Source organism: Longimicrobium terrae (genome assembly GCF_014202995.1).
Taxonomy (GTDB): Bacteria; Gemmatimonadota; Gemmatimonadetes; order Longimicrobiales; family Longimicrobiaceae; genus Longimicrobium; species Longimicrobium terrae.
In genome coordinates this window covers 179,434-192,885 of sequence record NZ_JACHIA010000006.1, presented here as the reverse complement: position 1 = coordinate 192,885, position 13,452 = coordinate 179,434, and the positions used below count along the sequence as shown (strand labels likewise).

Below are 13,452 nucleotides of genomic sequence, written 5' to 3'. Positions count from 1 at the left end.
ACAGCGCAGTGCGAGTTGAGCGAGAATCGTACCGTGTTGTAGACACCTTGTGCAAGGTACGTGCAGCTGTATCCAAGGTTGTGGATGAGGCCGGTTCCGGCCCCCGGCGCGCGGGCGTGGAACGCGGGTTGCACAGCCGGGCCGCCCCGGAGGCGCGGCAAAACGCGGTGAATCATGCGTTTGCGGGACGCCGCTCCGGTACGCACCCGATCCGAAACCAAGGGAGATCCCGATGGCGAACAACGACATGGACAGGGTGGTTCCGCTCGGCCGCCTGAGCGACTACAAGGTGGCCGAGGGCGATCCCGACGTGCGCGGCTGGGAGGTTCTGGCCTCCGATGGACGCAAGATCGGCGAGGTGGAGGAGCTTCTGGTGGATACCACCGCCATGAAGGTGCGCTACCTGGAGGTGGACGTGGACGAGGGGCTGATGGCCGACGCGGGCGACCGCCACGTGCTCATTCCCATCGGCTACGCGCGGCTGGAGCGCGAACGCGACAGCATCACCGTGGACGGGCTGACCTCCACCGACCTGCACGCGATTCCCGCGTACGACAGCGGCACGGGGCTGACCCGCGAGCACGAGACGGCGGTGCGCACCCACTTCAGCCGTCCCAGCCAGACGACTTCGGACAACGTCGATACGTCGGGGATGACGGCGGGCGGCCTGGGCGCGGGCGTGGCGGCCGGTACCGCGGGCGGGCTGGACACGGGCGACGGCATCGACACGGCCGGGCTCAACAACACGCCGGGCTTCGGCACGGGGATGTCGGCCACGCCGCTGGGCGGCACGGGGATGTCGGATACCGCGGCCGGGCTGCGCAACGCCGGCTCGGACCTGGGCAGCACCGGCGGCCTGTCCGCCACCGGCACCGCCGCGGGGATGACGGCGGGCGGATCGTCCACCGGCCTGTCCGGCGCGGGATCGGCCGGCTCGGCGGGCGGCATGTCTGCGGGCGGCCTGGGGAGCACGGGGTCGATGTCCTCCACCGGATCGCAGGACCTGGGGAGCACCGGATCGATGTCGGCCGCCGGGTCCACGGGCTCGCTGGGCGGATCGTCCGCGGGGAGCGAGATCCCCGAGGCGACCGGCCTGTCGGATGCGGCGCGCGAGATGCGCGGCGATGCCAGCCACCGCGCGGGGCTGTCCGGATCGGACTACATGCACAACTCCGACGAGGACTTCTACTCGTCCGACGCGTTCGATGACAACCGCTTCTACGGCGCGCGCCGCGGCGGCATCGACGAAACGCGCGGCGGCACCGCCGAAGAGGCCGCCGAGCGGCTGCGGCAGGACCGGGAGAACCGCGACGTGAGCGGCACCGGCAACCTGTAATCCACCGCCGGTGGGGACGGGGCGCCTTCGCACTGCGCGAGGGCGCCCCGTTCGTCGTAGCCGGCCCGCGCCGCACGGGGTAGATTCCGCACGATGAAGACCTCTTCCCTGCCCGGCGGCGTGGAGCCCTGGGTCCTGTGCGTGGACGCGGGCTCGTCGTCCGTGCGCGCGTGGTGGTACGACGGCGCGGGCGATCCGCTTCCCGGCGAACCCGCGCGCCTGCCGTGCGCGTGGACGGTCACGCCGGACGGCGGACTGACCGCGGACTTGGAGGCGATGCTGGACGCGGCGCTGCAGGCCATCGACGGCGCGGTGGCCGCCGGGCGCGCCGCGGGCGTGCGGCCGGCCGCGGTGGCGATGGCGGTGTTCTGGCACGGGCTGGCCGGGTTGGGCGCGGACGGCTCGGCCGTCACGCCGCTGTACGGCTGGGGCGACGCGCGCGCGGCCATCGCGGCGGACCAGCTTCGCGAGCGCCTGGACGAGGGCCAGGTGCACGCGCGCACGGGGTGCTTTCTGCACTCCCTCTATCCCGCCGCCAAGCTGGTCTGGCTGGGCGCCGCGCCGGACGATACCTTGCCGCGCGCGGCGGTCTGGGGAAGCCTGGGCGAGCTGCTGACGCTGCGCCTGTTCGGCGAGGCGCGTACGTCGCTGTCGATGGCGTCCGGCACGGGACTGCTGGACATTCACCGCCGCGCGTGGGACGGGGAGATGCTGGACGCGGCCGGCATCGGCACGGACAATCTTCCCGTGCTGAGCGACGAACCGCTGCGCGGACTGCGGGCTCCGTTTGCCGCACGCTGGCCGGAACTGGCGAACGTGCCCTGGTTTCCCGCGCTGGGCGACGGCGCGTGCGCCAGCCTGGGGATGCGCGCTTCGGGCGCGCGCGTGGGAATGACGGTGGGCACCTCCGCCGCGGTGCGGGTGCTGCGCGCGGACGCGGAGCCGGTGGTTCCGCCCGGGCTGTGGTGCTACCGGCTGGACGAGCGGCGCACCGTCTGCGGCCGGGCGCTCAGCAACGGCGGCAACGGGTACGACTGGCTGCGGCGCACGCTGGCGCTTCCGTCGGCGGACGAGATGGAGGCGCTGCTGGGGGCGATGGAGCCCGCCGCGCACCGGCTTACCGTGGTGCCGCGGCTGGTGGCGGAGCGGCCGCCGGAGCCCGCGGGCCCGCCCACCGCCTCGCTGGCGGGAATGACGCTGGCCACGGGACCGGTGGAGATCGCCCGCGCGTGGCTGGAGGCGGAGGCGTTCGCCATGGCGGATGCTCTGGACGCGGTGGAGGCCGCGTTCGGGCCGGCGGAGGAGGTTGTGGCGGGGGGCGGCGCGCTGCATGCGTCCCCGGCCTGGGCGCGCATCGTGGCGGATGTGTTCGGGCGGCCGCTGCGGCTGTCCACGGACCCCGAGACGACGATGCGCGGCGCCGCCCTGCTCGCTCTCGAACGGATGGGCGTTCTGAACGACGCGGCCGCGTACGCGCCGTCCGCGGGGGACGGGGACCGCCTGGAGCCGGACGCCACCGCGCACGAGATCTACCGGAACGTGCGCTCCGCGGGCGCGTCCGGCGCCGGCATTCCCGGCGCGTAACGGACGGTCCGGCGCTGGACCTTTCGCGCGCCGGATGGCGTGCCGGCCGCTTCGGCGCGATGCGCGACGTTGGCTCGGCCGGATGGTAGATCCTTCGGTCGCAGCAGGATTCGGCGCGGCGGAGAACGCGGCGCCCGCTCCCTCAGGATGACATGGTTGGGTGGCGTTCTCTAACACCGCTACATGTCATCCTGAGGAGGCGCCGGACGCGGCGGCGGAATGCGCGTGATCATGGCGCCGACGAAGGATCTGCCATCCCCGTTCCAACTCCGGGGATGAGCGCTGAACTCTCCCGTCATCTCTCCCGCGCAGCCGGGGGAGCGCAGACGATCGGTATCGCGGCAGCACCACTCACACCGGAACACCCGATGGCGACTCAGAACGGCGAGCTGGACCAGCTCTGCATCAACACCATCCGCACCCTTTCCATGGACGCGGTGCAGGCGGCCAACTCCGGCCACCCGGGCACGCCCATGGCGCTGGCGCCGCTGGCCTACGTCATCTGGACGCGCCACCTGCGCCACAACCCGCGCGATCCCAAGTGGATGGACCGCGACCGGTTCGTGCTCAGCTGCGGCCACGCGTCCATGCTGCTGTACTCCATGCTGTACCTGAGCGGCTACGACCTCACGCTGGACGACCTCAAGAACTTCCGGCAGTGGGAAAGCAAGACGCCCGGCCACCCGGAGTACGGCATGACGCCGGGCGTGGAAACCACGACCGGCCCGCTGGGGCAGGGCTTTGCCACGGGCGTGGGGATGGCGATGGCCGAGGCGCACCTGGCCGCGCGCTACAACCGCCCGGACCACGAGGTCATCGACCATCACGTGTACGCCATCTGCAGCGACGGCGACCTGATGGAGGGCGTGGCCGCCGAGGCCGCGTCGTTCGCCGGGCACCTGGGGCTGGGCAAGCTCATCTACTTCTGGGACGACAACAAGATCACCATCGAAGGCAGCACCGACCTCGCGTTCACCGAGGACATGGGCAAGCGCTTCGAGGGCTACGGCTGGCACCACCAGCGCGTGGAAGACGGCAACGACCTGGAGGCCATCGACGCCGCCATCCAGGCCGCCAAGGCCGATCCGCGCCCGTCGCTGATCTCCGTACGGACGATCATCGGCTTCGGATCGCCGGGCAAGGCCGGGTCGGAAAAGGCGCACGGCGAGCCGCTGGGCGCGGAAGAAATCATCAAGACCAAGCAGAACCTGGGCTGGCCCACCACCGATTCCTTCTTTGTCCCGGACGAGGCGCTGGCCCACATGCGCCAGGCCGTGGACCGCGGCGCGGAGATGCAGCGCGAGTGGCAGGGCCGCTTTGATGCCTACCGCCAGGCGCACGGCGACACGGCGGCGGCGCTGGACGCGGCCATGAACCGCACGCTCCCCGAGGGATGGGACGCGGAGATCCCGTCGTGGACCAAGGACGACAAGGCGATCGCTACGCGCGCCGCGTCGGGCAAGGCGCTGAACGCCATCGCCAAGAACGTCCCGTGGCTCATCGGCGGCTCGGCGGACCTGGCGGGGAGCACGCTGACGCTCATCGCGGGCGAGGAAAGCTTCGAGCCCGGCTCCTATCAGGGCCGCAACCTGCACTATGGCGTCCGCGAGCACGCCATGGGCGCGGCCATGAACGGGATGGCGCTGCACGGCGGCGTGCGCCCGTACGGGGCCACCTTCCTGATCTTCAGCGACTACATGCGCCCGGCCGTGCGCCTGGCCGCGCTGATGGAGCAGCCCACCATCTACATCTACACGCACGACTCGGTGGGCCTGGGCGAGGACGGACCCACGCACCAGCCCATCGAGCAGCTGCCCACGCTGCGCGCCATTCCGGGGCTGATCGACTTTCGCCCGGGCGACGCCAACGAGACGGCGGAGGCGTGGCGCTTTGCGATGGAGCACAAGGACGGCCCCATCTTCATGGCGCTCACCCGGCAGGCGCTGCCGCACCTGGACCGCGACACGCTGGGCGCCGCGGCGGGCCTTCGCCACGGGGCGTACATCCTGGCCGACGCGGAGGGCGGCGCGACGCCGCAGGTGATCCTCATCGGCAGCGGCTCCGAGCTGTCGCTGGCGCTGGAGGGGCAGAAGCTGCTGGCGGCGGAGGGCATCCAGGCGCGCGTCGTCAGCATGCCCAGCTGGGCTCTGTTCGCGCAGCAGGACCAGGAGTACCGCGACCGCATTCTGCCGCCGGAGGTGCGGGCGCGCGTGGCGGTGGAAGCGGCGCACCCCATGGGCTGGCACCGGTGGGTGGGCGAGGGCGAAGTGATCGGCATCAGCCACTTCGGCGCGTCGGCGCCGGCGACGCGCGTGTTCAAGGAGCTGGGATTCAGCGCCGAGAACGTGGCCGCCAAGGCCAAGAAGCTGCTGGGGATCGGCGACGGCGACGCGGGCGCGGCGGGCGACGACGCCGGCCCCACGGCGCATGGAACGGACGAAAAGAGTGCGTGAGTGCCGGGTGCGTGAGTGCGGGGTGAACTCCCTCGCACTCACGCACCGACGCACACCGCACTTACGCACTTATTCTCTGGAGACTGACGATGGCCGATACCAAGCACCCGACCGACGCCGTGGAGGGCGAGGGCAATCCCCTTCACGAGCTGCACAAGCTGGGACAGAGCGTGTGGCTGGACTACATCCGCCGCGGCATTCTGGTCAACGGCGAGCTCAAGGAGATGATCCGCAAGTACGACCTGCGCGGCATCACCAGCAATCCCTCCATCTTTGAGCAGGCGATGGGGGACAGCGACGACTACGACGACGCGCTGGCCGTGCTCGCCGGCAATGGGGCAAAGGGGAGCGACGCGTACGAGGCGCTGGCGGTGGAGGACATCCGTAACGCCTGCGACCTGTTCCGCGAAGTGTACGACAAGTCGGACGGATCGGACGGCTTCGTCTCGCTCGAGGTGTCGCCCGAGCTGGCGCACGACACGGCCGGCACGCTGGATGAGGCGCGCCGCCTGTGGAAGGCCGTCGACCGGCCGAACCTGATGATCAAGGTGCCGGGGACGGACGCCGGCCTGCCCGTGATCCAGCAGCTGATCGCGGACGGCTTCAACGTGAACGTCACGCTCCTGTTCTCCGTGGCCAACCACGAAAAGGTGATGGAGGCGTACCTGGCCGGGCTGGAGCAGCGTCACGCGGCCGGGCAGCCGCTGGACCGCGTGGCTTCGGTAGCGTCGTTCTTCGTGTCCCGCGTGGATTCCGCCATCGACGGGCAGCTGGCCAAGATGGCGGAGGGCGATTCCGCGAAGCGCGACGGGCTTCTGGCGCTGCAGGGCAAGGCGGCCATCGCCAACGCCAAGCTGGCGTACGCGCGCTTCCTGGACGTGTTCAGCGGCGAGCGGTGGGAGCGGCTTGCCGCGGCGGGCGCGCAGGTGCAGCGGCCGCTGTGGGCCAGCACCAGCACCAAGAACCCGGACTACCGCGACGTCATCTACGTCGAGGAGCTGATCGGGCGCGACACGGTGAACACCATGCCGCTGGCGACGGTGGAAGCCTTTGGCGACCACGGCATCGCGCGCAGCACGGTGGACCAGGGAGTGGAAGGCGCCCGCGCCGACCTGGCCGCGCTGGCGGCGGCGGGGATCGACCTGGACGCGGTGACGGACCAGCTTCAGCGCGAGGGCGTGGACAAGTTCACCAAGTCCTTCCGCGAGATGATCGAGTCCGTGGGCGGCAAGCTGGCGCGCGTGGCCCAGCGCGCCTGATCCTCCGCGTCTCCTTGGACGGAAGCGCCCCGGTCCCGTTCTCAGGGACCGGGGCGCTGTCGCATCCGGCGTCCACTTGCGGCAGCATTCTGCGACGTCCGTGTCGCAAAATGTACCCCGCGTGTCTCAACACACATTGTGACTGCCTCGTCAAAAATCTTGATAACTGTTTGGTGGGAATGGAGTTGGATGGATGGATGCGCGCCGGGTACAATGGTCCGCCGGTTGCTACAGGATACGTATCAGACGGGCATGCGCCGCTCGTCGTGATCGGCTGATGGCGCGAACGGAAGCTGGCTTTCTACGACGGCTTCAATGTGCTGCACCCTTGATGGTTGCTTCTTAAGACCGTTACGCGCCACAGCCGCTCGGCTCCACCGGCCTCATCCGCCGTCGTGAACGGACCGCCCCCGGATCGGGGACGGTCCGTTGCGCTTTCGTGCTTCAAACCTTTCCGGCGCGGGGCCCATCAGAGGACGTGTTGAGCGCGGCGGACGCCGTGCCCCACCCAGACTCGCTCCCGGAGCCGACTCATGCGCAGCGCCGCCCGCCTTCTTCCGCTTGCCGCCGTTCTGGCGTTTGCCGCGCCCGCCCACACCCAGCCGCCCGACGGGTGCCGCTCGTGGGGACGCGGCGGCGACCGCGCCACCTTCTGCGAAATCCGCGAAAGCACCCTTGCCGCCACCGGCGCGCTTAGCGTGGACGCGGGAACCAACGGCGGGGTGACGGTGCGCGCGTACGAGGGGCGCGAGATCCGCGTCCGCGCGGAGGTGCGTACGGTGGCGCCGACGGACCAGGCCGCGCGGGAGATGGCGCGGGGCATCCGGGTGAACGCGGCGGGCTCGCGCATCACCACCACGGGGCCGGCGCAGCGCGGAAACCTGAACTGGGGCGTGAGCTACGAGATCCTGGTTCCGGCCCGCACCGGCCTGACGGTGCAGACGATGAACGGACCGATCAGCGTGGAGGGTGTGGCCGGCACCATGCGGCTACGCACCACCAACGGGCCCATCGGACTGACGAACGTGTCGGGAGACGTGAATGGCCGCACCAGCAACGGGCCGGTGAACGTGACCCTTTCCGGACAGCGGTGGAGCGGTGGCGGGCTGGACGTGGAAACCACCAACGGCCCGGTAAACGTGCGCATTCCGCGCGGCTACGGCGCTCACGTGCGGGCCAGCACCACGCACGGACCCATCCGCGTTCCCGCGTCCATGGGCCCGCGCCAGCGCGACGAGCGTCGTCCGTGGAGCCCGCCGCGCCCGGTGGACATGGACCTGAACGGCGGCGGCCCGCTGATCCGCACCGTCACCACCAACGGCCCGGTGACCATCACCGAAATCTGATCCACTGATCGGCGACATCCGGCGAGGCGCTCCGTGCGGGGCGCCTCGCTTTTCTTTACCCGCCAGCGCTGAGAACAGCCGTTTCACACGGAGGTCACGGAGGATGCACGGAGGTCACGGAGGAAAAATCAACAGACAGCCTCACGCAGAGCAGCAGAGGAGCAGAGAACAACAAGAAAAAAGACGATGGTGTTCCTTCTCGGCTTCTCTGCTGCTCTGCGTGATCATCTTCTGTTGCTGTTCCTCCGTGCCCTCCGTGTTCCCTCCGTGACCTCCGTGTGAAACGGCAGTTCCTGTCGGCGTTCGCAACCACACGGGGCCGGGTTTTGCAGAGCCGCGTTCTCTGGATCTCAGACATGAACACGCGCGGGAGGACCGGATGCGGATCGGCATGGTAGGGCTGGGAAAGATGGGCGGAAACATGGCGCAGCGGCTTACCCGCGGCGGCCATGAAGTCGTGGTGTTCGACCGCGACCCGGCGGTCACGGCGCAGGTGGCCCAGCTGGCCGGCGCCGAACCCGCGGCGTCGCTGGATGAACTGATGCAGAAGCTGCCGGCGCCCCGCGCCGTGTGGGTCATGGTTCCCGCCGGTCACCCGACGGAGCAGGTGCTGAGCGACCTGGCCGACCGCGGCGCGCCCGGCGACGTCCTCATCGACGGCGGCAACAGCAACTACAAGGACAGCCAGCGCCGCGCCGCGGAACTGGACGCGCGCGGTATCGGCTTCGTGGACGCGGGAACGAGCGGTGGCGTGTGGGGGCTGGAAAACGGCTACTGCCTCATGGTGGGCGGCACGCCGCAGTCCGTGGGTGTCGCCGAGCCTGCCTTCCGCACCCTGGCCCCGCAGGACGGCTACCTGCACGTGGGGCCCAGCGGCGCCGGCCACTTCACCAAGATGGTGCACAACGGCATCGAGTACGGCCTGCTGCAGGCCTACGCCGAAGGGTTCGAGATCCTGGAAAAGAGCGGGATGGATCTGGATCTTCAGAAGATCGCCGGGCTGTGGAACCACGGCAGCGTCGTGCGCTCCTGGCTGCTGGAACTGCTGGAGCGGGCGTACGCCACGGAGGGACAGAAGCTGGAAAACATCCGCGGATGGGTGGCGGACTCCGGCGAGGGGCGCTGGACGGTGGAAACGGCGATGGAACTGGACGTCCCCGCGCCCGTCATCACCCTGGCGCTGCAGGCCCGCTTCCGCTCGCGGCAGGACGAGTCGTACGGCGCGCAGGTGATTGCCGCGCTGCGCAACCAGTTTGGCGGGCACGCCATCAAGACCGGCGCGCCGGAGCCGCCCAAGGCATGAGCGAGACTGAACTGGCCGCCCCGCCGGAGGTGCTGGGCGACGTTCCCACCGCCGGGCCGCAGGGCGAAACGCCGCTGCGCACGCCCATGGTGTCGCCGCTGGGCCGGGCGCGCATCCCCGAGCCGCTGGCGCTGGTGGTCTTTGGCGCCACCGGCGACCTGATGCGCCGCAAGCTGATGCCGGCGCTCTGGCGGCTCAAGCAGGAAGGGATGCTGCCGGACGACTTCGCCATCGTCGGCAACGCGCGCGAGGCCACCGACGACGCCGACTTCCGCGAGCGGATGCGCGGCGCCCTGGCCGAATTCGCCAAGGAGCCCGACGCGGCGGAGTGGGAGGCGTTCTCCCACCGCCTGCGCTTCGTGGGCGGCTCGACCGACGATCCCTCCACCTTCGTGCAGCTGGCGAAGGTGCTGGGCGAGGTGGACAAGGAGTGCGGCACGCGCGGCAACCGCCTGTTCTACCTGGCGCTGCCGCCGTCCGTCGTGGCGCAGACGGCGGAAGGGCTGGGGCGCGCGGGGCTGGTCTGTCATCCCGAAGACCGCTGCTACACGCGCATCATCGTCGAAAAGCCGTTCGGGCGCGACCTGGACAGCGCCAAGGCGCTCAACGCGTCGCTGCTCAAGGTGTTCGCCGAGCCCCAGATCTTTCGCATCGACCACTATCTGGGCAAGGAAACGCTGCAGAACCTGCTGGTGTTCCGGTTCGCCAACACCATCTGGGAACCGCTCTGGCAGCGCAACTACGTGGATCACGTGCAGATCACCGTGTCGGAAACGGTGGGGGTGGAGTCGCGCGCCGGGTACTACGACCGCAGCGGCGCCCTGCGCGACATGATCCAGAGCCACCTGCTGCAGATCCTGACGCTCGTCGCCATGGAGCCGCCCGCCTCGTACGACGCGGACAGCATCCGCAACGAAAAGGTGAAGGTGCTGCAGGCGATTCCCCTGCTCCAGGGCGAGGACATCGACCGGTACGCGGTGCGCGGGCAGTACGCGGCGTCGGAGGAGTCGTCCGCGTCGGAAAAGGATGGGGAGAAGGGCGCCTCCATGCCGGCGTACCGGGACGAGAAGGACGTTCCGGAGGGCTCGCGGACGGAAACGTTCGCGGCGCTGCGGCTGCTGGTGGACAACTGGCGCTGGGCGGGCGTTCCCTTCTATCTGCGGACGGGAAAGCGGCTTCCGGCCAAGCAGAGCGAGGTGGTCATCCGCTTTCGTCCCGCGCCGCACCCGGTGCGCGACCAGGTGCAGGACGACACGCCGGCGCCCAACGCGCTCGTGCTGCACATTCAGCCGGACGAGGGGATTTCCCTCTTCTTCGAGGCCAAGGTCCCGGGGATTCGCGGTCCGCTGCGGCCGGTGAGCATGGACTTCAAGTACACCAGCGCGTTCGAGGGCGCGGAATCGCCCGAGGCGTATCAGCGGCTGCTGCTGGATGCCATGCTGGGCGATGCCACGCTGTTCGCCCGCCGCGACGAGGTGGAGGCGGCGTGGACGCTCATCACGCCGATTCTGCAGGCGTGGGAGGCGGGCGGCGAGCCGGATCCGTACCCCGCCAACTCGTGGGGCCCGGAGTGCGCCACGGAACTGCTGGCGCGCGAGGGCCGGAGCTGGCACGAGCCCACGGGGTGAACGGCGGGGAGTGCGGGGTGCGTGAGTGCGTGAGTGCGTGAGTGCGTGAGTGCGACGGCGGCGCGGTGCTCCGGTGAGAAGGGATGGATGACCAGAAGCCCGCCCGGAGTGATCCGGGCGGGCTTTTTTTCATCCATCGAACGATCAGTGGTGGGCGCCGCCGTGCATTCCGCCGGGCGGGCGCGCCTGCCGGACGGGAGTGGTTCCCGCCGCGTAGAGGAGGATGTTCTGCATCATGCCCCCGTCCTCGTGCTCCAGGATGTGGCAGTGATACACGAACTCGCCGATGGAGATGGACTCGCGGAAGTTGATCACCACCTTTACGGTGCTGGGCACGCCGTTGACGGCGTACGGCATGTTCACCGTATCCACGAACCCGGTCAGCGGCTGCTTTACGCCGTTGATCTCGGTGACGATGAAGTCCGTCTGGTGAATGTGAAAGACGTGCACTTCACCCGACGTGTTCACCAGCGTCCACTCTTCCACCGACGGGACGGGGACGTAGGTGGCCACCGAGTCCGGGTTGTACATCGCGTTGTTGATGTAGAACGAGTCGCCGGCCGCGTTTTCCGAGAACACGAAGGTGCGCTGGTTGTTCACGCCGTTCAGGACGGACATCATGGTGTCGGCCAGCGCCTGCTGCGCGGGGGAGATGGGCATCGTCGGGGCGGGCATCCAGCCCTGCCCGCCCGTCCCCGCCGTGGCCAGCACGACGGTCGGGTTGGGATCGCCGGCCGGCCCGGTGTCCACCGTATCGCTGAGGATGTAGTAGGGCGTGCCGCCCCCCTCGACAATGACCTCCGCCCGCGACGACGGGGGAAGAAAGAGCGAGTCGGCGTACAGGTTGTTCACCACGACGGGGTTTCCGTCGCGGGCCAGCACCAGCATGGGGACCAGGTGGCCGTCGCCGTCCACCAGCCTGATGTTGTAGTACGCGTCCGCCCCCGCGTTGGCGAAGCGCCACAGCTGGAATTCGCCGGGAGCAATGGGGATGGAGGAGTATGTCTGCCCGTTGATGCTCTTGATCTTGCCGCCCGCCGAGTCCGCGGGATTCGCGGGGACGTGGTCCTTCAGCACCATCACCCGTTCCCGCACGCCCGTCCACTGGGGAAAATACGTTTCCAGCAGGCCGCGCATCACCAGCGCGCCCGACATGCCGCCCAGCACCTGCGGCTCGCTGTACCCGTGGGGATGGGGGTGGTACCAGTACAGCCCGGAGCGGTGCCACGCGGGGACGGGAAACGAGTACGAGAACGAGTCGCCGTTGGCGATGTGCAGCAGCACGTCGTCACCCGGGGCCAGGGGCGTGACGTTGAGCCCGTGGTAGTGCAGGTTGGAAGGCTGCCCGGTGTTCACCTGGTTCACCAGCGTGAGCGCGATCTGGTCGCCGGGGCTCACCACCAGCGTGGGGGGCACGTACGCGCCGTTGTACAGGTTGTCGTAGAAGCTGGCGCCGCCCAGCGAATACGGGCCCGGCGCCGCCACCAGCCGCGCGTTCAGCACGCCGTTGGAGCTGACGATGCTGTCGGGATAGGGAAGGGGTGGCCCCGGCGGGAGCACGCCCCTCCGGGCGATGAGGTCCGTCAGCGCGCGGCTGGCGACGGGGCGTGCCGGGCCGGGGGACGGAGCCGGTACGCCCGGTGAAACCGGCGGCGCGCACGCCGCCGCGACGAGGAACGCCGCGCCCGCCGCGGTGCGCAGGCGGGTTCTGAGCAAGGAACGCATTGTTGTCTCCGGCGGGCTTGAAGGTGGGAACAAGAAAGGAACGGTCGGGCTGAGGTGAAATCCGGCGCGGAATGATCGATCTGAATGTACGTTTGCTGGCGGCCTGCCGCCATGCAGATCTTTCTGCGGGTATGCAGGTCGATGCACCCGGCAGCCCTGGCCGGAATGGTGGGTGGCCGGCGGCATCGATCGGCGGGGATCGTCTCGCGGCGACGAAAAACGCCCTCTCCCGCCAGGCCGCGGCGGGAGAGGGCGTCGTGTCGTGGAGAAACAGCGGGGCGGCTACTCCGATTCCGCCTTGAGGGCGGCGCGGATGGCGCCGGGGCTCATGTCCATGATCGCGATTACGCGCGCCGGCGCGCCGCGCGGCGACTGCACCACGCCCAGCACCAGTTCCGCGGGGCCTACCTGCGTGCGCGCCGCCGCCCGGGCCTCGATCATCGCGAACTCGATGGCGCCTTTCACGTCATCGGCGAACGGGAGCACGGGCGCGCGCAGCCCCCACGGACGGGGCGGCGCGGCGTGCTCCACGCGCCGGCGCATGTCGTCCACAGGATGGCCCAGCCGCGTAAAGGCGCGCGCCACCAATCCGTCCGGATCGGCCAGCAGCGCCAGCAGCAGGTGCTCGGCGTGCACGGCGGTTGCGTTGGCGGACCTGGCCTGATCCGTCGCGCGGCCCAGGGCGTCGCGGGCCTCCTCGTCAAACGGAAGGTCCGGCGGGCGCGGCGGCGGAATCTTGGGGCGCTTGAAGAGCACGTCAGTCTTCCCGATCGCAGAGGGGCCGCGCCCGGATGCACTCCGCGCGCGTGATGAAAACG

The 13,452-nt window shown here is 69.9% G+C and carries 9 protein-coding genes; 7 read left to right on the top strand and 2 right to left on the bottom strand.

The window, feature by feature from the left end:
- Nucleotides 1-232: 232 nt before the first annotated feature.
- The 7 genes from HNQ61_RS12515 to zwf all read left to right on the top strand — a co-directional run bounded on the left by HNQ61_RS12515 (nucleotide 233) and on the right by zwf (nucleotide 10,909).
- Nucleotides 233-1,336, top strand: a complete 1,104-nt coding sequence (locus HNQ61_RS12515) for a PRC-barrel domain-containing protein (RefSeq protein WP_170033361.1) — start codon at nucleotides 233-235, stop codon at nucleotides 1,334-1,336.
- Nucleotides 1,337-1,429: 93 nt separating this feature from the next.
- Nucleotides 1,430-2,920, top strand: coding sequence for a gluconokinase (locus HNQ61_RS12510; protein ID WP_170033359.1), 1,491 nt, complete (start codon nucleotides 1,430-1,432; stop codon nucleotides 2,918-2,920).
- A 368-nt stretch (nucleotides 2,921-3,288) separates the two neighbouring features.
- Entirely contained in the window at nucleotides 3,289-5,373 is a 2,085-nt protein-coding gene (gene tkt, locus HNQ61_RS12505; RefSeq protein ID WP_170033357.1) for a transketolase, read from the top strand.
- An 89-nt stretch (nucleotides 5,374-5,462) separates the two neighbouring features.
- On the top strand, nucleotides 5,463-6,632 hold the full coding sequence (gene tal / locus HNQ61_RS12500) for a transaldolase (RefSeq protein WP_170033355.1): 1,170 nt from the start codon (nucleotides 5,463-5,465) through the stop codon (nucleotides 6,630-6,632).
- A gap of 533 nt (nucleotides 6,633-7,165) precedes the next feature.
- Nucleotides 7,166-7,978, top strand: coding sequence for a DUF4097 family beta strand repeat-containing protein (locus HNQ61_RS12495; protein WP_170033353.1), 813 nt, complete (start codon nucleotides 7,166-7,168; stop codon nucleotides 7,976-7,978).
- 379 nt (nucleotides 7,979-8,357) lie between these two features.
- A complete protein-coding gene (gnd, locus tag HNQ61_RS12490; RefSeq protein WP_170033351.1) occupies nucleotides 8,358-9,281 on the top strand; it encodes a phosphogluconate dehydrogenase (NAD(+)-dependent, decarboxylating) in 924 nt (307 codons plus the stop codon).
- On the top strand, nucleotides 9,278-10,909 hold the full coding sequence (zwf, locus tag HNQ61_RS12485; protein WP_205761328.1) for a glucose-6-phosphate dehydrogenase: 1,632 nt from the start codon (nucleotides 9,278-9,280) through the stop codon (nucleotides 10,907-10,909). Before gnd ends, zwf begins: the two co-directional genes overlap by 4 nt.
- A 144-nt stretch (nucleotides 10,910-11,053) precedes the next feature.
- On the opposite strand, the gene HNQ61_RS12480 is transcribed toward zwf, so the two are convergent.
- Nucleotides 11,054-12,634: a multicopper oxidase family protein gene (locus tag HNQ61_RS12480; RefSeq protein WP_170033349.1), complete on the bottom strand. Its 1,581-nt coding sequence runs from the start codon at nucleotides 12,632-12,634 to the stop codon at nucleotides 11,054-11,056.
- 282 nt (nucleotides 12,635-12,916) lie between these two features.
- Entirely contained in the window at nucleotides 12,917-13,390 is a 474-nt protein-coding gene (locus tag HNQ61_RS12475; protein ID WP_170033347.1) for a Clp protease N-terminal domain-containing protein, read from the bottom strand.
- Nucleotides 13,391-13,452 lie beyond the last annotated feature (62 nt).